The 19,372-nt window shown below is 71.9% G+C and carries 20 protein-coding genes; 11 read left to right on the forward strand and 9 right to left on the reverse strand.

Annotated elements, in window-relative coordinates:
• Nucleotides 1-59: 59 nt before the first annotated feature.
• Genes ADK57_RS14635 through ADK57_RS14645 form a run of 3 tightly spaced genes read left to right on the forward strand, consistent with a single transcriptional unit; the run spans nucleotide 60 to nucleotide 3,363 of the window.
• On the forward strand, nucleotides 60-806 hold the full coding sequence (locus tag ADK57_RS14635) for a L,D-transpeptidase family protein (RefSeq protein WP_053749871.1): 747 nt from the start codon (nucleotides 60-62) through the stop codon (nucleotides 804-806).
• A 38-nt stretch (nucleotides 807-844) separates the two neighbouring features.
• Nucleotides 845-1,543, forward strand: a complete 699-nt coding sequence (locus tag ADK57_RS14640) for a response regulator transcription factor (protein WP_053749872.1) — start codon at nucleotides 845-847, stop codon at nucleotides 1,541-1,543.
• Nucleotides 1,540-3,363 carry a sensor histidine kinase gene (locus tag ADK57_RS14645; RefSeq protein ID WP_053749873.1) on the forward strand — a complete coding sequence of 608 codons (1,824 nt, stop codon included), beginning with the start codon at nucleotides 1,540-1,542 and terminating at the stop codon, nucleotides 3,361-3,363. Before ADK57_RS14640 ends, ADK57_RS14645 begins: the two co-directional genes overlap by 4 nt.
• A gap of 238 nt (nucleotides 3,364-3,601) precedes the next feature.
• Here ADK57_RS14645 and ADK57_RS14650 read toward each other — a convergent pair whose 3' ends face one another.
• Nucleotides 3,602-3,853, reverse strand: a complete 252-nt coding sequence (locus ADK57_RS14650) for a WhiB family transcriptional regulator (RefSeq protein ID WP_053749874.1) — start codon at nucleotides 3,851-3,853, stop codon at nucleotides 3,602-3,604.
• Between the two features lie 129 nt (nucleotides 3,854-3,982).
• Nucleotides 3,983-5,203 (reverse strand): saccharopine dehydrogenase family protein, encoded by a 1,221-nt coding sequence (locus ADK57_RS14655; RefSeq protein WP_053749875.1) that lies wholly within the window; start codon nucleotides 5,201-5,203, stop codon nucleotides 3,983-3,985.
• 177 nt (nucleotides 5,204-5,380) lie between these two features.
• Between ADK57_RS14655 and ADK57_RS14660 the strand changes: the two genes are divergently transcribed.
• Entirely contained in the window at nucleotides 5,381-6,085 is a 705-nt protein-coding gene (locus ADK57_RS14660) for a TetR/AcrR family transcriptional regulator (RefSeq protein WP_053749876.1), read from the forward strand.
• Here the strand turns inward: ADK57_RS14660 and ADK57_RS14665 are convergent.
• Complete coding sequence (locus tag ADK57_RS14665; RefSeq protein WP_053749919.1) at nucleotides 6,082-6,981, reverse strand: LysR family transcriptional regulator ArgP; 900 nt, start codon at nucleotides 6,979-6,981, stop codon at nucleotides 6,082-6,084. The genes ADK57_RS14660 and ADK57_RS14665 overlap by 4 nt on opposite strands.
• A 69-nt stretch (nucleotides 6,982-7,050) precedes the next feature.
• On the opposite strand from ADK57_RS14665, the gene ADK57_RS14670 reads away from it, so the two are divergent.
• Both ADK57_RS14670 and ADK57_RS14675 read left to right on the forward strand, forming a co-directional pair.
• Nucleotides 7,051-7,665, forward strand: a complete 615-nt coding sequence (locus tag ADK57_RS14670; protein WP_053749877.1) for a LysE/ArgO family amino acid transporter — start codon at nucleotides 7,051-7,053, stop codon at nucleotides 7,663-7,665.
• A 79-nt stretch (nucleotides 7,666-7,744) separates the two neighbouring features.
• A complete protein-coding gene (locus tag ADK57_RS14675; RefSeq protein ID WP_107091546.1) occupies nucleotides 7,745-9,067 on the forward strand; it encodes an MFS transporter in 1,323 nt (440 codons plus the stop codon).
• Between the two features lie 4 nt (nucleotides 9,068-9,071).
• Here the strand turns inward: ADK57_RS14675 and ADK57_RS14680 are convergent, their stop codons facing one another.
• From ADK57_RS14680 to ADK57_RS14690, 3 genes are all read right to left on the reverse strand, one after another.
• On the reverse strand, nucleotides 9,072-9,527 hold the full coding sequence (locus tag ADK57_RS14680) for a cyclic nucleotide-binding domain-containing protein (protein ID WP_053749879.1): 456 nt from the start codon (nucleotides 9,525-9,527) through the stop codon (nucleotides 9,072-9,074).
• 300 nt (nucleotides 9,528-9,827) lie between these two features.
• Nucleotides 9,828-11,312, reverse strand: a complete 1,485-nt coding sequence (locus ADK57_RS52235; protein WP_053749920.1) for an aminotransferase class I/II-fold pyridoxal phosphate-dependent enzyme — start codon at nucleotides 11,310-11,312, stop codon at nucleotides 9,828-9,830.
• A 53-nt stretch (nucleotides 11,313-11,365) separates the two neighbouring features.
• Nucleotides 11,366-11,587, reverse strand: coding sequence for a hypothetical protein (locus tag ADK57_RS14690; RefSeq protein ID WP_053749880.1), 222 nt, complete (start codon nucleotides 11,585-11,587; stop codon nucleotides 11,366-11,368).
• Nucleotides 11,588-11,846: 259 nt separating this feature from the next.
• Here ADK57_RS14690 and ADK57_RS14695 point away from each other — a divergent pair, with 259 nt between their 5' ends.
• The 5 genes from ADK57_RS14695 to ADK57_RS14715 all read left to right on the forward strand — a co-directional run bounded on the left by ADK57_RS14695 (nucleotide 11,847) and on the right by ADK57_RS14715 (nucleotide 15,140).
• Nucleotides 11,847-12,293: an ATP-binding protein gene (locus ADK57_RS14695; protein ID WP_053749881.1), complete on the forward strand. Its 447-nt coding sequence runs from the start codon at nucleotides 11,847-11,849 to the stop codon at nucleotides 12,291-12,293.
• Nucleotides 12,294-12,473: 180 nt separating this feature from the next.
• The gene (locus ADK57_RS14700; protein WP_053749882.1) at nucleotides 12,474-13,331 is read left to right on the forward strand and encodes a SigB/SigF/SigG family RNA polymerase sigma factor; all 858 of its coding nucleotides are present in this window, start codon (nucleotides 12,474-12,476) and stop codon (nucleotides 13,329-13,331) included.
• Between the two features lie 20 nt (nucleotides 13,332-13,351).
• On the forward strand, nucleotides 13,352-13,579 hold the full coding sequence (locus ADK57_RS14705) for a DUF5133 domain-containing protein (RefSeq protein ID WP_053749883.1): 228 nt from the start codon (nucleotides 13,352-13,354) through the stop codon (nucleotides 13,577-13,579).
• 227 nt (nucleotides 13,580-13,806) lie between these two features.
• Nucleotides 13,807-14,640: a DUF1206 domain-containing protein gene (locus tag ADK57_RS14710; protein ID WP_053749884.1), complete on the forward strand. Its 834-nt coding sequence runs from the start codon at nucleotides 13,807-13,809 to the stop codon at nucleotides 14,638-14,640.
• 68 nt (nucleotides 14,641-14,708) lie between these two features.
• A complete protein-coding gene (locus ADK57_RS14715; RefSeq protein WP_053749885.1) occupies nucleotides 14,709-15,140 on the forward strand; it encodes a hypothetical protein in 432 nt (143 codons plus the stop codon).
• A 16-nt stretch (nucleotides 15,141-15,156) separates the two neighbouring features.
• Here ADK57_RS14715 and ADK57_RS14720 read toward each other — a convergent pair whose 3' ends face one another.
• The 3 genes from ADK57_RS14720 to ADK57_RS14730 form a co-directional block, all read right to left on the reverse strand.
• Nucleotides 15,157-17,406 (reverse strand): FUSC family protein, encoded by a 2,250-nt coding sequence (locus tag ADK57_RS14720; RefSeq protein WP_053749886.1) that lies wholly within the window; start codon nucleotides 17,404-17,406, stop codon nucleotides 15,157-15,159.
• 65 nt (nucleotides 17,407-17,471) lie between these two features.
• On the reverse strand, nucleotides 17,472-17,684 hold the full coding sequence (locus tag ADK57_RS14725) for a DUF4287 domain-containing protein (protein WP_053749887.1): 213 nt from the start codon (nucleotides 17,682-17,684) through the stop codon (nucleotides 17,472-17,474).
• Between the two features lie 105 nt (nucleotides 17,685-17,789).
• Nucleotides 17,790-19,166 carry an NAD(P)/FAD-dependent oxidoreductase gene (locus ADK57_RS14730; RefSeq protein ID WP_053749888.1) on the reverse strand — a complete coding sequence of 459 codons (1,377 nt, stop codon included), beginning with the start codon at nucleotides 19,164-19,166 and terminating at the stop codon, nucleotides 17,790-17,792.
• Nucleotides 19,167-19,372 lie beyond the last annotated feature (206 nt).

The raw sequence follows: 19,372 nt of genomic DNA on the forward strand, positions 1-19,372 counted from the left end.
TAACCGAACAGGTCCCGGAACCTGACGAGTTCCTTACAACTGTCGGTCAAGGTCGATCCGTGATCGGACACAGACCTTCCGCCGCGTTGCTCGCCGCGTCCCTGCTGCTCACCGGATGCGGCAGCGGCGCGGCGGCGATCCCGGACCACCGTCCCGAGGCCGTCCCGACGACGAGCGCACCCCCGCCCTCCCCGTCGATCACGGTCGAGGCGGCTCCGCGTCAACTGCCCGGCCTGGGGCCGAAGACCCTCGCCCAGGTGCCCTCCCGCGCCCGGCAGGCCGTCATGGTCACCGGCCGCGGGAAGGACTCCGCGCTGTCCACGGTCGTGCTGTACGAACGCACCGCGGCCGGCTGGGAGGCCATCGGGAAGAGTTGGCCCGCGCACAATGCGCTCAAGGGCTGGACCGACCATCACCGGGCCGGTGACCTGCACTCGCCCATCGGGGTCTACACCCTCACCGACGCCGGGGGCCGGCTCCGCGACCCCGGCACACGGCTGCCGTACGACCGTTCCGGCGGGTTCACCGCGACCGGCACGGGGTTCGAGGGGGAGCCGCTGGCCGGGTCCTTCGACCACGTGATCGCCATCAACTACAACCGTGAGCCGGGCACTTCGCCGCTGGACTGGACGCGTCCGCTCGGCGCGGGCCGTGGCGGCGGCATCTGGCTGCATGTCGACCACGACGGTCCCACGCAGGGCTGTGTCAGCATCGCCCGGAGGCACATGAGGGAACTTCTGCTGGCGCTCGACCCGGGCCTCGACCCGGTGGTCGTCATGGGCGACACCAAGTCCCTGGCCCGCTGAGCCCGTCGAGGTCTCCCCAACCGCTTAGGATCCGCCGGGTGTGCGCACATGTGCTGGTCGCCGAGGACGACGAGATGCAGGCCGAACTCATACGCCGCTCCCTGCTGGCGGAGGGCCACACCGCCACGGTGGTCCACGACGGCCGGTCCGCCCTCGACGCGGCCCGCCGGCTTCGGCCGGACCTCGTCGTGCTGGACCTGATGCTGCCGGTGATCGACGGCTTCGGCGTGTGCCGGGTGCTGCGCCGGGACGACGACGTCCCCGTCCTGATGCTGACCGCCCGCGCCACCGAGGACGATCTGCTGCTGGGCCTGGAGCTGGGCGCGGACGACTACATGACCAAGCCGTACAGCCCGCGCGAGCTGATGGCCCGCATCCGCACGGTCCTGCGCCGCAGCGGGCGTGCGCCCGTCGACCGGCGGGAGGACCCCGTCGTGCGTGCCGGAGGGATCACGGTCGACCCGGTACGGCACGAGGTGCGCTGCGACGGAGTGCCCGTGGAGTGCACGCCGGCCGAGTTCGAGATCCTCCTCGCGATGGCCGCCGAGCCTGAACGGGTCTTCTCGCGGCGGCAGTTGCTGGAGATCACCCGAGGCACCGACCGCGCCTCCACCGAACGGGCCGTCGACGTCCACATCATGAACCTGCGCCGGAAGACGGAGGCGGACCCGCGCCGGCCGGTCCGGCTGCTGACCGTCTTCGGGGTCGGCTACAAGCTCAGCGAGGCCCGCGGATGAACGGCCGGATACCGCTGCGCAAGCGCCTGCTGGTCCGGTTGCTGATCGCCTCCGGTCTCATCGCCGTGTGCTCGGTGGCGGCGACCGCCTGGCTGGCCGTGGAGACCACCACCCGCGCTCTGCGGGAGGAGCAGGGCCAGGTCCTCGCCGACGACATGGACGTCCTCGCCCGGCTCAGCGGCTATGCCGCGTCCCATCCCGACTGGACGGGAGTCGAGAAGACCGTACGGGAGCTGTCCGCGCAGACCGGGCGGCGCATCGCCCTCACCACCACCGACCGCACGCCGATCGCCGACTCCGCGCCGCCCGGCACCTCCCTGCCGGTGAGTGCCGCCGCCACCGTCGACCCCCTGCGCACCGACACCTTCAGTGAACGCGGAGCCCAACTCGGCGGCACCGACCCGCGGGTGGTGGGCCCCTACCGGCTGACGGCGGTGGAACGCACGAAGCTCGACGCCCTGGCCCGGGAACGGCAGCGCTGCTTCGCCCGCTACGGCATCGACACCAGCCTCACCCGCACGCCGAGCGGCCGCCCGGTCCTCACACAGACAGAGGGCGCCGACCCCGTCTACGAGCCCGAGGTGTGCGCCGACGACTGGCTCAACACCCCGATGCCCACGGAGGAGAAGGCGCTGACCGCACTCCAGAAGCGGGCCCGCGGCTGCCTGACCCGGGCGGGCCTGGAACCCGGCGTGCCGCTGGCGCTCGGGGTCGACCTCACCGGCGTGACTCCCAAGACGCCGACGATCGCGCCGGGCTTCGCCAAGTCAGGAGAGGGCGAGCTCTGGCGCGAGGCCAAGGCATGCCTCGACGACGCCCGCCGCGCCCAGCTCGACCCGTACGTCGCCCCCGCCGCCGAGCTGTTCCTGGGCGGCGGCGGAGACACGCCCGCCGTGCGCTTCGACATGTCGCCGGCCAACAAGACCAAGGTCGTCGGCGCCGCCGGGCTCGTGCTCGCCGTCACCGTCGCCGTGACCGCCGTGGTCGCCACCCGGCTCGTCCGGCCGCTGCGGGCGCTGACCGAGGCGGCCCAGCAGCCGCCGGACCGGCATGTCCGCGTCCCCGTCACCACCCGGGACGAGACCGGCATTCTCGCCGCCGCCTTCAACGAACTGACCGAGCGCCGTGAACGCCTCGAAACCCAGCGCAGGGCGATGGTCAGCGACATCGCCCACGAACTGCGCAGCCCGCTCACCAACATCCGCGGCTGGCTGGAGGTGACCCGCGACGGCGTCGTCGACCCCGACCCCGCCCTGCTCGCCTCACTGCACGACGAGGCCCTCGTGCTCCAGCGCGTCATCGACGACCTGCGCGACCTCGCGGACGCCGACGCCGGCACCCTGCGCCTGCACCCGGAGCCCGTGCGGTGCGACGAACTCCTCGGCCAGGTCGTCGCGGCCCACCGCGTCGCGGCCGACGCCGCCGGCGTCTCCCTGCGCACCGCGGTCGACGGCACGCCGTGGCTGGATGCCGACCCGGTGCGGATGCGGCAGGCGCTGGGCAACCTGGTGTCCAACGCACTGCGCCACACGCCCGAGGGCGGCACCGTCACGCTGGCCGCGCGCCGCGCCGGCGACTGCGTCCTGCTGGAGGTCACCGACACCGGCAGCGGCCTGGCTCCGGACGAACTGCCGCACGTCTTCGACCGGTTCTGGCGCGCGGAGAAGTCCCGCAGCCGCCGCACCGGCGGCAGCGGCCTCGGTCTGCCGATCGTCCGGCACCTCGTCGCCGCGCACGGCGGAACGGCCGAAGCGACGAGCGAACCCGGCGCCGGGAGCGTCTTCACGCTGCGGCTGCCGGGTACGGCCGGGCAGGACTAACCACCGGGGGAGCCGACCACCGCGGTGCCTCCGGCGCGGTAGCGGTCGGTTCGGTTCGGTTCCGTTCGCTTCGAGCGCAGCGGACGACCTGTCGGAAGTACGGACACTCGCCGAACTCGCCGACCTGGTCGAGCAGCACCGTGGCCTCTTCACATCGACGAGGCCACGGGACGCGGTGGACCGGCAGGAGAACTCCTGGGGTCCACCGCGTCGCACCGGCCGCTCACGCGGCCCCGCGTCACCCGGAGTTCCTCCGGGAGCCCGCGCGCCGCCGGAGCGCACGGCGTTCGTTCTCGCTCGTGCCGCCCCAGACGCCCAGGGTCTGACCGGTGCCCAGCGCCCACTGCAGGCACTGCTCCCGCACCGGACAACGTCCGCAGACCGCCTTGGCCTGCTCCTGCTGTACCAGTGCCGGGCCGGTGCTGCCGATCGGGAAGAAGAGATCGGGGTCCTCGTGGCGGCACGCGGCGTGGTCTCGCCAGCTGTCCATGAAATGTCACCTGCGATCGAAAGTCGTGTGCCCTCGGGAATTCCTTACTCGCTTCCGGGTCACCTGTCGATGCGGGGGTGAAACAATCGAGTCCTGTGAGACGCCGTACGAACGCGCCGGGCAAGGCCGTTACTGCTCGCGGACGCCCCACGGGGAGCCGTAGGCGGTCAGCAGATCCAGGAAGGGACGGGCCGGGAACGCCTCGGGGCCGAGAACGCCCGCGCCGGACCAGACGCCTGTGGCGAGGAGTTCAAGGGCGACGACCGGGTTGACCGCGGTCTGCCACACCACCGCCTGACAGCCGTACTCCGCCATGGACCACTGGTTGTCGACCACGTGGTACAGGTACACCTCACGCGGTGCCCCGTCCTTGACGCCCCGCACCCAGGTGCCCGCGCACGTCTTGCCGTGCATCCGCTCGCCCAGCGTCGCCGGATCGGGCAGACACGCGGCCACGACGTCCCGCGGCGAGACGGCGACCGGCCCCGCGGCGCTCGGCACGGTCACCGGGTCGGTGCGGTCGAGGCCCAGCAGGTGCAGTGTCTTGAGGGTCTCGATGAACTCCCGGCCCAGGCCGTACTTGAAGGTGACGCGGCGCGCGCCGACCCAGCGCGGCACGAGCAGGACCTCCTCGTGCTCCACGTTCACGCACTCGACCGGCCCGATGCCCTCAGGGAAGTCGAACAGCTCGGGCTCGCTGAACGGTTCCGTGGTGAACCATCCCCTGTCGGCTTCATAGACGATCGGCGGGTTGAGGCATTCCTCGATGGTGGTCCAGATGCTGAAGGAGGGGGCGAAGTCGTAGCCGTCGACCGTCAGGTTCGCGCCGTCGCGGATGCCGATCTCCTCGATCTCGTCGAAGAGTTCGTCGGCCGCGTACCGGGCGAAGACGTCCGACAGACCCGGCTCCACCCCCATGCCGACGAGCGCCAGCACGCCCGCCTTCTCCCACTCCTGTGCCTGCGCGAACTGCTCGTCGCCGAGCTTCACTCCGCACTCCTCGTACGGCCGTTCGGCGTGCGGGCGGGACAGCGACATCGCCATGTCCAGGTAGGTGGCGCCGGCTGTGCGCGCCGCCCGGAACAGCGGCATCACGAAGCGCGGGTCGGTGGCGTTGAGGAGGACGTCGCAGTCGTGCCGCTCCAGCAGCGCCGCCACGGCCGCCTCGTCGCCGGCGTCCACGCGCTCCGCCAGGAACCGGCCACCGTCGCCGCCGAGGGCCGCGACGGCCGCCTCGGCCCGGGCCGGGGCGAAGTCGGCGACCACCATCGTGTCGAAAAAGGGCCGCCGGGCCGCGATCCGGGTGATGGCGGTGCCCACACCACCGGCTCCCACGAGCAGTACACGCATGACAGGAACTCCATCCGTCGAAGAGCGGTCGAAGAGCAGCCGAAGAGCGGTCGAATCGCTCTCGAGGAGCTCTCGAAGAGCGGGGGCCCGGGAGTGATACAACGCCGCGGCCTCACATAAGGTCAATGGCGTTGGCATAAGCGCAGCAGGCCTACGAGGACCTACGAGGAGACGGTCGTGCCGAAGCCAGTGGTCCCCGAGGAGAGGCGGCGGCGCCGCAGACCCACCAAGGGCGGCACCGTGCTGTCCGAGCGGCTCATCGTCGAGACCGCGCTGCGCATGCTGCGCGAGCACGGCAGCGCGGGCCTCACCGCCCGCCGGCTCGGCCTCGCCCTGGACGCCGACCCGTCCACGCTCTACCGGTACTTCCGCGGCATGGACGACCTGACGCTCGCCATCGGCGACGCGCTCATCGGCCAGGCCCTGCGGGGCTGGCGGCCGACGGGGGAGTGGCGGGGGGACCTGCGTGCCGTCGGGCTGCGCATCCACGCCGAGTACGTCGCCCACCCGCAGGCCGCCCTGCTGACCACGAGCCGGGTCACTGGCCGAGCGAACGAACTGGCCGCCGACGAGGCTGTCCTGGACGTCCTGCGCACGGCGGGTTTCCCGCTGCCGGACACCGTGCGCATCTACCACGCCTTCATCGACCAGACCCTGGCCTTCGCCGCCCTCGACGCCGCCTCGCTCGCCCTGCCGAGCGACTCCCAGCACGCCGACGAGGACATGTGGCGCTCGACGTACGCCCGCCTGCCCCGCACCACCCACCCCCGCATCGCCGAGGCGGCACCCCTGCTGGCCACCCGCATGGTCACCAGTGCCTATCCGACGGCCCTGGAGATGCTCCTGGACAGCGCGGAGGCCCGGCTGCGGGCGTGCGCCTAACTGCGGAGCGTCTCCGCGGCGGCCGTCACCACCGCCTCGGCCACGGCGGCCAGCGCCGGGGAGTCCAGCTTCCACTGCTGCCAGTACAGCGGTACGTCGACCGTGCGGTCCGGCGCCAGGGGGACGAGGCGGCCCTCACGCAGCAGCCGGTCCGCCTGCACCTCGGGCACCAGACCCCAGCCCAGACCGGCCGTGACGGCCTCGACGAAGCCCTCCGAGGTCGGCACGAAGTGGCGTACGGGACTCGCCCCGCCTCCGCCGCGCCGCAGCCGCCGGACGAACGCGTCCTGGAGGTCGTCGCTCCGGTCGAAGGTCACCACCGGCGCCTTTGCGAGCGCATCCCGCAGCGGTCCGCCGAGATGCCGCTCCGCGAACTCCGGGCCGGCCGCCGCGACGTACCGCATCCGCCCCAGGGCCCGCACGGAACAGCCCGCCACGGCATCGGGCGACGAGGTCACCGCGGCCATCACCAGACCCTCACGCAGCAGCGCAGCCGTACGGGTCTCGTCCTCGCGGCGCAGCTCGAAGCAGATCCGCGGCTCCTGCGGGACACGCGTGAGCGCCCCCAGGAACCACGTGGACAGGGAGTCCGCGTTCACCGCGACCGACACCCGGGTCGGCTCCCCGTCCCCGCGCATGCCCAGCTCGGACCGAGCGTCCCGCTCCAGCCGGGCCAGCTGCCGGGCGAACCGCACCACGACCTCGCCGGACTCCGTCGGCCGCACGGGCTTGGTGCGCACCAGCAGTACCCGCCCCGTGCGCTGCTCCAGCGCCTTCACCCGCTGACTCACCGCCGACGGCGTCACGTGCAGCGCGGCGGCCGCCGCGTCGAACGTGCCCTCGTCGACCACCGCGAGCAGCGTGCGGACCTGATCCAGCGGAAGTTCGGTCATCATCACGACAGCTAATGGTACGTAAGAATCTTTAGCTGTACTCGTGGTGATCCTTTCCCTAGCGTCGACGTCATGACCGCCTCCCTGACCGCCGCGGCCGCCGGATTCGGCACCGGCCTCTCGCTCATCGTCGCCATCGGCGCCCAGAACGCCTTCGTCCTGCGCCAGGGGATACGGCGCAACGCGGTCCTCGCCGTGGTCGGCATCTGCGCGCTGTCCGACGCCCTGCTCATCGCCCTGGGCGTCGGCGGGGTGGGCGCCGTGGTGGTGGCGTGGCCGGGCGCGCTGACCGCGGTCGGCTGGATCGGCGGCGCCTTCCTGCTCGGCTACGGCGTCCTCGCCGGCCGCCGGGTGTTCAGGCCGGGCGGCGTCCTGCACACCGAGGGCGAGGCGGAGGGATCGGTCCGGCGGGCGGTGCTCACCTGCCTGGCGATGACCTGGCTCAACCCGCACGTCTACCTCGACACCGTGTTCCTGCTCGGCTCCGTCGCCGCCGACCGCGGCCCGCTGCGCTGGACGTTCGGGCTCGGCGCGGTGCTCGCCAGCCTGTGCTGGTTCACCGCGCTCGGCTTCGGCGCCCGCCTGCTCGGCCGCTTCCTGGCCAGGCCGGCCGCCTGGCGGGTCCTGGACGGCCTGGTCGCCGCGACGATGATCGCCCTGGGAATCACACTCGTCGCCGGAGCCTGAGCAACCTCGTCGCCGGAAGCTCAGGATGCGGATCCGGAACGCTCGGCCGGTGCTGCGATAGTGATCCCTGATTCGAAAGATGTATCGAGCAACCAGGAAGCCCGTGGACACCAGCGAGAGCAGCAGCGAACCACAGACGGCGGCCGCGGACGAGGTGAAGCGGACCCGGCGCGGCCGGCGCCGCTGGGCCATGGACACCCGCCCCCTGCGCCGGCCGGCCTACCGCCGCCTGTGGTCCTCGACGATCGTCACGGCCGTGGGGAGCCAGCTCACCGCCGTCGCCGTGCCGAAGCAGATCTACGACATCACCGGCTCCTCGGCCTGGGTCGGCGCCGCCAGCCTCGCCGGGCTGCTGCCCCTGATCGTGTTCGCGCTGTGGGGCGGGGCGATCGCCGACAGCATGGACCGCCGCAAGCTGCTCCTGATCACCAACAGCGGCATAGCCGTGACCTCGGTCCTGTTCTGGCTCCAGGCCGTCACCGGGCTGGACTCGGTGGCCGTCCTGATGGTCCTGCTCGCCGTGCAGCAGGCGTTCTGGGGCCTGAACGCCCCGGCCCGCAACGCCTCCATCGCCCGACTGGTCCCCGAGGAGGAACTGGCCGCCGCGAACGCCCTCGGCTCGACGGTCATGCAGACCGGCCAGGTGGTCGGCCCGCTGCTCGCCGGCGTACTCATCCCCGTCATCGGCCTGCCCGAGCTGTACCTCATCGACGCCCTGGCACTGTGCGTCACGGTGTGGGCCGTCTACCGACTGCCCTCGCTGCCGCCCCTCGCCGGCACCGGGCCGCGCCGGGCGGGCGTGCGGGAGATAGCGGCCGGCTTCCGCTACATCTCCCTGCACAAGGTGCTGCTGCTGTCCTTCCTCGCCGACATCATCGCGATGGTCTTCGGCATGCCCCGCGCCCTGTTCCCGCAGCTCGCCTCCCAGACGTACGCCCCCTACGGCGAGGGACTCGCCCTCGGTCTCCTCTTCGCGGCGATCCCCATCGGTGCGGTGGTGGGCGGACTGTTCTCCGGCACGTTCTCCCGGGCCCGCCGGCACGGCTGGATGGTCATCGGGGCGGTGGTCGCCTGGGGCGCCGCCATCACCGGCTTCGGGCTCAGCGGCAGCCTGTGGCTCGCCGTGGGGTTCCTCGCCCTGGCCGGGGTCGCCGACATGGTCTCCATGGTCTTCCGCGGGGCGATCCTGCTGTCGGCCGCCACCGACGAGATGCGCGGCCGTATGCAGGGCGTCTTCACGGTCGTGGTCGCGGGCGGCCCCCGCCTGGCCGACGTCCTGCACGGCTCGGCGGGCTCGGCCTTCGGCGCCCGTACGGCGGTCGCGGGCGGCGGGATCCTGGTGGTGGCCGTCATGCTGAGCCTGGCCCTCGCGGTGCCGGCGCTGCGCCGCTACCGCGTCTGACCTCCTACAGAGCGCTTCGCCGGCCTGTCGTGTACTGCTCCATGAGCTTGCCCCGCGTCGTCTCCAGCCGGTGCGCGAGGATCTCCGCGACGGACCGCACCAGGATCATCCCGAGCTGCCGGTCCTCCTCGCACAGTTCGAGCACCGCCGCCGCGTCGAACTCGTAGGCGCGGACCGGGCTGAAGGCCTCCGCGCCGAAGTCCCACTGGTACGGCGGGAACAGCCAGGACCAGCCGAGCAGGTCGCCCGCGCCGAGCCCGGCGACCGTCACCCTCCGGTGGGCCGTCACCTGCTGGGTGAGGGAGACCGCTCCCGAGCGGATGACCCAGAAGCGGTCGGCCGTGCCGCCCGCCTCGAAGATCCGGGCGTCCTCCGGGAAGGAGACCTCCCGGGCGAGCGACATCAGCCGCTGACGCTGGGGTGACGGAAGGGCGGTGAGCAGTTTGATCGCTTTGGTCATGACGCGGGGCTCCTCGCCGGCGATGGATTCCGGTTTTTCCCTACGCCCATTTCAGCGGCTGCCGCCGCCCCGGGCACCTCGGCGGACGGCAGAATCGCACGCGGGACGTCGGAGGGCCATGTCGCCATGTGGCGCTGAAGGCATGAAAAAGCCCTGGCTGGACGGGGGAGGCCAGCCAGGGCAGCTTGGGTGTGGCACGCGGAGGAGGGGGGTGGTTCACTCCGTGGTCACTATGAATGAACGGTAAACCATCCATGCGCATTGTGCGAAACCCAATCCGGGTCACGTGACCTGTTTCACTCAATCTTCACTCGGAGTCCCCGCCGCGACCCTGATCGTCGCCAACTCTGCGTCGGTGGCGTCCGGGAGGTTCATGCCCGCCTTCAGGCCGGTGAGCAGATACCGCAGCACGGGCTCCGTCAGCCGCTCACCCGGGAGGACGGCGGGAATCCCCGGCGGATACGGCGTGATCATCTCCGCCGCGACCCGGCCGGCGGCCTCGGACACCGGCACGTTCTCGGCGGGGCCGAAGAACGCGTCCCGGGGCAGACGGGCCTGTGCCATGCGCAGCTCGGACGGCGAGGGCACCTCCACCCGCGGTGCAGGGCGCAGCTCCGGGGCGGCATCGGCCAACTCCTTGAGCGCGGCGAGCAACTCGCCCGCCGTCTCCCGGTCGTCGGCGTGGGTGATCTGCGCGCCGATGCGGCGGTGGTCCGTCAGATGCATGTCGATGCCCCGGTGCTCCCGCAGCCAGTCCGCGGCCTGGTACCCGGTGATCCCGAGCGCGTCGATGTCGATGATGCCGGGCAGCGGGTCCATGTCGTCGGCCATCCCCGCGCCGCAGAAGTCGTCGCGGTCGTTGACGTGCATCCCGTCGATCTCCTCGACGGCGGCCCGGACCTCGGCGGCGAGATCCAGCGCGCCGCCCATCAGTTCCTTGCCGTGCAGGGCCATCTGCCGCCGCCAGCCGTCGAGCCCCGCGTACAGCAGCACCGACGGACTGGTGGTTCCCAGCAGATCGGAGCGCATCTGCAACAGGTCCGCCGGCACCAGGTCCCCCTGCAGATGGAAGACCGACCCCTGCTCCAGGCCGCTGCCCATCTTGTGGATGCTGGTCACGCAGATGTCGGCGCCCGCGTCCATGGCCCAGGACGGCAGATCGGGGTGGAAGGGCAGATGGGCACCCCACGCCTCGTCCACGATCAGCGGGACCGCACGACGGTGACAGACCTCGGCGACCGCGCGCAGGTCCGCGCAGGTGCCGTACGGCGTGGGGCTGGTGATCAGCGCGCCCTTCGCGTCCGGATGGGCGTCGAACGCCTTCTCGAAGTCGGCTGCGGTGGGCGGATGCGCCAGATTCCGCTCGGCGTCCCACCGGGGTTCGACCCAGACCGGCTCGACCCCGGACAGGATCAGCCCCGACACGACGGACTTGTGGGCGTCCCGCCCGATCAGCAGCTTCTCGTGCGGACCCGCGACGGCCAGCATCGCCGCCTTGACGGACAGGGAACTCCCGCACGTCGTGAAGAACGTGTGGTCGGCGTGCACGGCGTCGGCCATCAGCGCCTGGGCCCGCTCCAGCACCCGGCCCCGGGTGAGCCGGTCGTCCAGGCCGCCCGACGCCAGCACGTCACCGAGGAACACCGCGTCGCCGAGCACCTCCCGCACCGCGGGATCGGCGCCCCGGGCCTGCTTGTGCCCCGGCGGCGCGAACGACATCCGCCCCTTGCGGTGATAGTCGGACAGGGCTTCCAGAACCGGTGCGCCGGTGTGATCGACAGTCATGGACGCCGGGTCCCCGGAACCGGTGCCCGTCAATCCGCCGACCGGGCGGCCCGTCACCCCTGCACGGTGTGCTTGCCCGGCGTCAGGATTTCGTCCAGCACCCTGACCACGCTCTCGAACGCCAGGGTGCGTACGGCCGCGTCGCGGGCCTCCTCCGGGTCCTCCCGGCGCAGCTCGTCACTGCGGGTCCGCCAGTTCTGTTCCTCCTTGGCCGCACAGGTCCGGGCGCGTTGGATGCGTCGCAGCAGTTCGTCTGAGTCCACCACATCGGTCATGACATCCGCGTACCCGCTCCAGGCGCAGAGATGGCCCGAGTGCCCGCCCGGCATGAGAGGTTTGGCGCGCCCCGGAGGGGTCAGCCGAAGAGGAGAGACCTGCGGAAGTCCGTGCAGCGTGACGCAGAAGTCGCTGCGGCCGGGGCACTCCGGCCGTCGTGTCCGCGGGGGGTCTGCGAGGTGTCCACCTCCGGCCGCGATCGCCGCGGTCGGTACCGGGTGCCGCTTCTCTTCTTCAGCGAATCAGGGAGCTTCAGGGATGTGCGAGGAGCACAGGACCGAATACGCCCTCGAACCGTCGCTCGCCGTGGACCAAGGCGGGCAGCCGCGGCCGTGCAAACCGGCCGAGGCGCGCAGGGCGGTCGAGCGGGCCGTGACCGAACGCTGCCGCGCCACCCGTACCCGGTGCGACGAGGGCGCCCTCTCCGACGCCGTGCTCGTCGCCTCGGAACTCACCACCAACGCGATCCTGCACGGCGGCGGCATCACCGACTTCCATGTCGACGTCGTGGGACCCGGCGTACGCGTGTCGGTGAGTGACCGCAGCGACGAACTGCCGGTGGTCCACGCGCCGGTGGACCCGAACGGCCGCCGACGCGTCGGCGGCCACGGCTGGCCGATCGTCTGCCGGCTGTCCCGCGACGTCCGGGTGGCCGACCTGCCCGCGGGCGGGAAGTGCATCACCGCTGTCGTGCCCCTGTCCTGAAGACTTTCCCGGAACCTGAGTTTGCGCCCAGGGGGGCAGGGCAGACGCAATTTCGTGCTTCGGACCGGAGGCGCCCCAGCGGGAGCGGTATGGCTGCTCCGGGGCCCTTCCAGGTCATCCGGACAGCGCCTTTCCCTTCCGCGGTAACCACCTGAGACGACCGTTCAGGAGCGATTCCGCATGCTCATCGACATGTCGACAACCCGTCCCGGCACGCCCGCTCGACAGAGCGCTCCCAACCGGCGCCGTCACGACGACGCCCCCGACACCACCGCCCTCTTCACCCGGCTGGCCGCCCTGGACGACGGCCCCGAGCGCGACGCCCTCCGCGACGAACTGGTCACCGCCTGGCTGCCCATGGCCCACCGGATCGCCGGCCGGTTCCGCGACCGCGGGGAGTCCACCGAGGACCTCCGCCAGGTGGCGGCCCTGGGCCTGGTGAAGGCGATCGACCGGTTCGAGCCGGAGCGGGGAGCCTTCGAGAGCTACGCCGTGCCGACCATCACCGGTGAGGTCAAGCGCCACTTCCGGGACCGGATGTGGGCGCTGAGGGTGCCCCGCCGGGTGCAGGAACTGCGCAACAAGGTGCGGGTGGCCCGGCGTGAGCTGACCCAGAGCCCCGGTTCCGCCGAGCCGTCGGCCGCCGACATCGCCGCCCACACGGGACTGACCGAGGACGAGGTCGCCGCGGGCATGGAGGCCCTCGAAAGCTTCAGCACCCTGTCGCTGGACGCCGAACTCTCCGCCGGCGACGACGGCTACAGCCTCGCCGACACGCTCGGCTCCTCCGACGCCTCCTACGACGTCGTCATCGACCGCGAGTCCGCCAAGGAGGGGCTGCGCCGACTGCCCGAGCGTGAGCGGGCCATCCTCTACATGCGCTTCTTCGAGGACATGACCCAAAGCCGTATCGCCGACCAGCTCGGCATCTCCCAGATGCACGTCTCCCGGCTGATCAGCCGCAGCTGCGCCCGGGTGCGCGACGAGGCGCTGGGGCAGCCGACGAGCCTGCGCGGCCCCGGCGGCCGGGCGATCTGAGCGAACGAGGAGTGAGAGGGATGCTGAGGCCCCATCCGGCCTTCCTGCGCCGACTCGTCGAGCAGTACGAGTCGCTCCGGGCCGAGGAGGCCGCGCGCGGCCTGGAAGCACCGAGCCCGCGGGCCCTCGACCTCGCCTACACGCTGTGCGTGTCGACCGGTACGCGGGACGTGAGGCTGGCGCTGGACGCGGCACGCCGTGTGCTGAGGGCGGTGCCGGAGTCCCGGTCCGGGCCACTGGCCGAGTGAAGTGACGGACCCGCACGACGATCCGCCGGGAGGCGGCGGTGCGGAGTACAGAGCGCGACGAATCAGAGCGGCTGCGGGCCGGAATGCGCGACCCGCAGCCGCTCGGCCGCGGCAGACGCGGCCGACGGCTGAGGCGGCCGTGAACCCACGACCGCGCCCCGTGGACCACCACCCACGCCGGGTGTGTCCGCCCGCGACCAGGGCATTCGGATTCCAGGAGGTCAAAGATGAGCACGGGTGCCACGGCGCGAACCCCCCGGTCCGACGCCCGCCGGGTCGCGAACGGCTCGGCCCGCGAAGGGGCCGCGCGGGCGGGACTGACCGCGCGGGGTGTGATCTACCTGCTGGTCGGCGTCCTGGCACTGCAGATCGCCTTCGGCGAGGGCAAGCGCCAGGCCGACCGCGGCGGCGCCCTCGCCGAACTCGCCGACAAGCCGTTCGGCGCGGTACTGCTGTGGGCGCTCGGCATCGGCCTCGTCGGCATGGCCCTGTGGCGGCTGGCCGAGGCCATTTTCGGTTCGGTCGGGCCGGACGGGCGTAAGGCGAGCAAACGACTGCTGTCGGCAGTGCGCTGCGCTTTCTACACCTTCGTCGCCTACTCCGTGCTGTCCTTCGCCGCGGGCTCGGGCGGCAGCGGATCCAGCGACGAGCAGTCCAAGGACGTCACCGCCCGGCTGCTCGAGGTCCCGGCCGGGCAGTGGCTCGTGGGCTTGGCCGGCGCCGGGATCGCGGTCGCCGGGGTGTGGATAGGCGCGCGGGCGGTGCTCCGCAAGTACCACGACAAGCTCAAGCTCGGCGAGATGTCCTCGCGGACCCGCAAGCTGGTCGACGTCACCGGCGTGGGCGGCGGCGCGGCGCGCGGAGCGGTGTTCGCCGTGGCGGGTGCCTTCGCCGTGCGCGCCGCGGTCGATTACCGGCCCGACAGGGCGAAGGGCCTCGACGACACCCTTCGCTCGTTCGCCGACACTCCCCTCGGCCCGTGGCTGCTGGTCTGTGTCGCGGCCGGTCTGGTGCTCTTCGGACTGTTCTCGTTCGCGATGGCCCGCTGGCGTCGGGTCTGAGACGCGGCCCCGGGGTTTCGAGATCCGGCACGGGGTCTGAGATCCCGCAGACGGGGAACACGGACCGGATGAACGAACCCGAGCTCCCGCCCGACGGCCGGGCCGTGGACGTCTACCTCGACCTGCTGCGCGTCCGCATGGACACGGAGGACTACCGCCTCCTGCTCAGCGTGGTCGAACCGGCCCTGCGGGCGATCGAGGAACAACGGCTGCCCGCAATCGACTTCGCCCTCGACGAGGCACACGCCGAGGGGCTGCCCCAGGAGGTCCGCGACGAGGCCGCGCTGGTCATCGCCACCGCTGTCACCGGCCGACTGGACAACGAGGTGATCGAGCTGAACATCGAGGACACCGGTCCGGTCCGCGTCGTCACCGACGCGGCCACCGCGTCCGACCCGGTGCGCCTGGGCGAGATCGCCGACTACATCCGCGAACGACAGCGGACGAACGACGAACTGCGCGGCATAGCCGAGGTGAGCGACCTGCCGACGGACATCTGAGCGGCGCGCTCGACCTTCACCGCCGGGGTGCCGGGACAGGCACCCTGAGCGGCCGGGCCAGCCCCGCCACCGACTCGTCCAGGCGCTGCACGTGCCGCAGCACGCGGTCGGTGACCCGGCCGTACCGGGGTGTGCCCGGGATGTCCGGCTCCAGGAGCGAGGCGATGCTCGGGCCGGTCTCGATCTCGACGCAGGCGTGCTCGTCGGCGACGCGCGCCGAGATCGCCTCGATGTTGTGCGCGATACGCCGCCCGGCCCGGCGCAGCCTCGGGTCCGCCGCGATCGAGGGGTGGGTGGGCAGCAGTTCGGCCGTCGCGGCCAGCGAACGCGCGTGGTACGCGCAGGTCTCAAGGAGCGCGACGACATAACGGGCAGTGTCCCGGCGGGCCCGCAGCGGCGTGATGGGATGGGTGAGCGGCTGGGTGGCCGCGCGCAGATCGGCCAGCGCCTGGTCCAGGTCGCGCGCCTTGTCCAGCAGGTCGACCGGCGGGCCGCCGCTGAGCTGGTCCACGGCCGCCTCGGTGACGTCGCCGAGCCGGTCCAGGACGGTGACCAGCAGTTCGTTCGTACGGCGGTCCGTCCGCACCGGCAGCACGAACGCCGCCGCGACGATCCCGCAGGCCGCACCGAGCGCCGTCTCCGCCACGCGCAGCACCAGCACCGAGGGGCTGTAGGTGTGCAGGAGGGTGTAGAGGACGCCCAGCGCCGCGGTGACGAAGAAGGACATCAGCGTGTACGACAACGGCGCGGTGTAGAACATCGCGAACACGCACAGCAGCACCACCGCGAACGCGGTCCATGTGTGCTGCCCGACCAGCCCCGCCAGCACGATGCCGGCCACGACCCCGAACACCGTGCCCAGGAGCCGCCGGTAGCCCTTGACCATGATCTCGCCCGTGGACGCGGTGTTGATGAACACGATCCAGCAGGCCAGCACCGCCCAGTACCAGCGTTGGCTGGACAGGAACTCCCCGCCGACGATCGCGAGCGACGAGCCCACGGCGACCTGTACGGCGGCCCGTGTGGTCGGCCGCTGCAGCCCGGTGAGCTGCTCCTCGTCGCCGGTGTCGTCCTCGCCGGCGTCGATGGCGGCGTCCTCGGCGTCCAGTTCCTCGCGCGAGCGGGCCGTCGCCGGGCTGTCGTCCGAGTCGTCCTGGGGGCCGTCCAGGGCGATCCGCAGGCCCAGCACCGCCCGGGCGGCCTCGCCGATGGCCCGGAAGACGTCCTGGACGGCGGGTGAGGCGGGCGGCAGGTTCTCCTCGTCGCGGTACCCGAGCAGCCGGTTGCGCACGTGCGACAGAGCCGTGCCTGACCCCCCGGTGACGGGCCGCAGCACCAGCATGCGCAGCGCCTCCAGATCGCGGCGGAGGGTGGCGGTCCCCTCGTCCCGCACGGGCAGATGCCCTCCCGCCGGGACGGGGGCGCCGGGCAGATGCAGGGTCAGTGTGGTCGCCCGCTCGGCGCTGCGCGCGGTCAGCAGCAACAGTCCCAGCCGCTCGGCGGCGATCTCGGCGTCCGCGATTCGCCGCTGCACGAGCCGGGCCGCCGCCTTGTCGGAGGTGCCCTCCTCCAGCCGGCCCTGGATCATCATCGCCGTCTCGTTCAGGCGGGCGGTGCCGCTGCGCACGTCCTCCAGCGCCTTCTCCACCTCGTCCGGCCCGGCGTCGAGCAGTTCGAGCTGCGCGGACACCAGTTGGGCCAGCCTGGCGCGGAAGGCCTCGCGCAGCCGCTGCAGGATGTTCGCGGGCGTCTCGGGCACGAGCACGAAGCGCACCAGCCCACTGCTGAGGATGGCGACGAGGAGGGCGCCGTACAGCTCGGGCAGTCCGGAGACGGTGGCGCCGACGAACAGGGACAGGAAGTAGACCTGGAATCCGATCAGGCCGAGCGTGGTGCCGCGATCGCCGAACCGGCGGCCGTAGACGGCGCAGAAGATGAGGGCGACGAAGAAGAGGTCGCCGGCCACCACCCGGGAACTGAGGAGCGCGCCGAGCGTCACCGACGTCAGCGCCACCGGCAGCCCCAGCGCGAGTGTCACGGCCTGCTGCCCGCGCTGCTTCTCCCGGATGGAGAAGGTGGCGACCATCGCCGCCATGGCACCCGCGACCAGATGCGTGACGTCGGCGTCCAGGAAGCTGAGTACGGCCAGCGTGAGGGCGATCGCGCCCACGGTCCTCAGACCGGCGGTCAGTCTGAGCAGGCCGGGATCGGATGCGGCGATACCGTCCCGCAGTCGTGCCCGCACCGACCGTCCCGCTGCCTTCACGCTGCCGTACTCACTCCTGTGTCACGTCATGATCTCCGCCATCAGCATGACACGGCGGGCAGGGCCTACCGGTCCCGGCTCTCGGCCAGGGTGTACGCCACCAGAGCATTGGCATGGCCGTGCCCCAGGCCGTGCTCCGTCTTGAGCCAGCCGACCAGCTCCATGTGCCGGGTCAGCGGCGAGGAGCGGATGAGCTCCTGCCACTCGGCGATCGGCCGGCCGTACTTCTTCTCGATCGAGGGGAAGTAGCTCGCGGGGCCCTTCACGGTCTCGGCCATGGCGGTGTCCTTTCGCTGTGACGCTGTCTTGTCACTCCTCGGACCGCCGACCGACCGGGAACTGATCGGCGGTCCGGAGTGATCTACAACACTCGCGCGAAAGCGTCACTGCTCCAGTCGCTCGGAACCCTCGACGTGGGCCCGCACCTGTTCCGGCGTCAGGTAGGCGTCGACGGCCTCCAGGTCCTTCAGCTTGAGGGACCTGCCGGTCTGGAAACCGGTGCGGACGAAATCGTCGCCGGCGACCGCGTTGAGCACCCAGTTCGTCATGACCCGGGTCTTGGCCACGTTGGTGCGCAGCGCCGACCAGTGGTAGCCGCGGGCCACGGCCTGGGCGGGCAGTCCGCGAAGTTCGATGCCGAGCGGCTTGGAGACGGCGTCCTTGCCGCCGAGGTCGACGACCAGGCCGAGGTCCTTGTGGACGTACGGCTTCGTCGTCCGGCCCCGCAGCGTGGCGATGACGTTGTCGGCGACGTGTTTGCCCTGCCGCAGGGCGTGCTGCGCGGTGGGCGGGCACACCGCGCCCTCCACACCCTTGGCCTCGTCGGGCACCGCGGCGGCGTCGCCGAGCGCGAACACCCCGTCGTGGCCCGGCAGGTTCATGTCGGCGGTGACCGAGAGCCGCCCCCGCACGGTCTCCGCTCCGAGCGTGGCGATGAGCGGGCTCGCGACCACACCTGCCGTCCAGATCAGGGTGCGGGTGGGGATCACCCGGCCGTCGGTGAAGGTGACCTCTTCAGGGCCCGCCTTGTCGATCGAGACCCCGAGCGAGATCTCGATGCCTCGCCGGCGCAGGATCTCCGTGGCGCTGCCGCCGAGCTTGTCGCCCAGCTCCGGCATCAGCTTCGGGGCGATGTCGATCAGATGCCACTTGATCAGGCCCGGGTCCAGGCGGGGGTAGCGCTTGACGGCGGCGTGCGTGAGGCGCTGCAGGCAAGCCGCGGTCTCGGTGCCGGCGTAGCCGCCGCCGACCACCACGAACTGGAGCCGTGCGGCGCGCTCGGCCGGGTCCTCGCTGGCGTCGGCGAGGTCGAGCTGGGAGATGACGTGGTCGCGGACGTACGCGGCCTCGGCGAGCGTCTTCATGCCGAAGGCGTTGTCGGTGAGGCCGGGGATGTCGAAGGTGCGGGTGACGCTGCCGGGGGCCAGCACGATGTAGTCGTACGGCTCGTTGACGATCTCGTCGGTGATGGTGCGGATGACGCAGACCTTGGCCTTGAGGTCCACGCCGATGGCGCCGCCCGGAATGATCCGGGTGCGGTACTTCTTGCTGCGGCGCAGCGAGACGGCGATCGACTGTGGCGTCAGCACGCCGGAGGCGACTTGGGGCAGCAGGGGGAGGTAGAGCTGGTAGGCGCGCGGCGTCACCAGGGTGACGTCGGCCTCGTCGGGGGAGAGTTTGCGTTCCAGACGGCGGACGCACTCCACGCCGGCGAAGCCTGCGCCGACCACCAGGATCCTGGGTCGTGTCACGGTGTTCATCCCTTTCTGCGGCTCCAGGCGGTCTGCCTCGAACGCCTTTCGCCTGCCCGTGGATCGCTGCTTCGCACATCGATCCCACCGCGGTGTCGGCCGTTCCGCCAGCCGAGCGCGGCAGGCAGACGAACGCGTCGAGCACCACCATGCCCGCCCGGCTGCCGAAACGCACCGGGGCGATCGTGAAGATCGTGGGACAGAAGCGGTGGACG

It is taken from the genome of Streptomyces sp. MMG1533 (assembly GCF_001279775.1).
GTDB lineage: Bacteria > Actinomycetota > Actinomycetes > Streptomycetales > Streptomycetaceae > Streptomyces.

Excerpts from the sequence above, each read along its gene's own strand:
- ADK57_RS14650 (WP_053749874.1), bottom strand. The coding sequence starts at position 3,853 with ATGGACAGCTGGCGAGACCACGCCGCGTGCCGCCACGAGGACCCCGAT.
- ADK57_RS14700 (WP_053749882.1), top strand. The coding sequence starts at position 12,474 with ATGCTCATCGACATGTCGACAACCCGTCCCGGCACGCCCGCTCGACAG.
- ADK57_RS14680 (WP_053749879.1), bottom strand. The coding sequence starts at position 9,527 with ATGACCAAAGCGATCAAACTGCTCACCGCCCTTCCGTCACCCCAGCGT.
- ADK57_RS52235 (WP_053749920.1), bottom strand. The coding sequence starts at position 11,312 with ATGACTGTCGATCACACCGGCGCACCGGTTCTGGAAGCCCTGTCCGAC.
- ADK57_RS14730 (WP_053749888.1), bottom strand. The coding sequence starts at position 19,166 with ATGAACACCGTGACACGACCCAGGATCCTGGTGGTCGGCGCAGGCTTC.
- ADK57_RS14695 (WP_053749881.1), top strand. The coding sequence starts at position 11,847 with ATGTGCGAGGAGCACAGGACCGAATACGCCCTCGAACCGTCGCTCGCC.
- ADK57_RS14690 (WP_053749880.1), bottom strand. The coding sequence starts at position 11,587 with ATGACCGATGTGGTGGACTCAGACGAACTGCTGCGACGCATCCAACGC.
- ADK57_RS14710 (WP_053749884.1), top strand. The coding sequence starts at position 13,807 with ATGAGCACGGGTGCCACGGCGCGAACCCCCCGGTCCGACGCCCGCCGG.
- ADK57_RS14705 (WP_053749883.1), top strand. The coding sequence starts at position 13,352 with ATGCTGAGGCCCCATCCGGCCTTCCTGCGCCGACTCGTCGAGCAGTAC.
- ADK57_RS14645 (WP_053749873.1), top strand. The coding sequence starts at position 1,540 with ATGAACGGCCGGATACCGCTGCGCAAGCGCCTGCTGGTCCGGTTGCTG.
- ADK57_RS14670 (WP_053749877.1), top strand. The coding sequence starts at position 7,051 with ATGACCGCCTCCCTGACCGCCGCGGCCGCCGGATTCGGCACCGGCCTC.
- ADK57_RS14665 (WP_053749919.1), bottom strand. The coding sequence starts at position 6,981 with ATGATGACCGAACTTCCGCTGGATCAGGTCCGCACGCTGCTCGCGGTG.
- ADK57_RS14675 (WP_107091546.1), top strand. The coding sequence starts at position 7,745 with ATGTATCGAGCAACCAGGAAGCCCGTGGACACCAGCGAGAGCAGCAGC.
- ADK57_RS14715 (WP_053749885.1), top strand. The coding sequence starts at position 14,709 with ATGAACGAACCCGAGCTCCCGCCCGACGGCCGGGCCGTGGACGTCTAC.
- ADK57_RS14725 (WP_053749887.1), bottom strand. The coding sequence starts at position 17,684 with ATGGCCGAGACCGTGAAGGGCCCCGCGAGCTACTTCCCCTCGATCGAG.
- ADK57_RS14655 (WP_053749875.1), bottom strand. The coding sequence starts at position 5,203 with ATGCGTGTACTGCTCGTGGGAGCCGGTGGTGTGGGCACCGCCATCACC.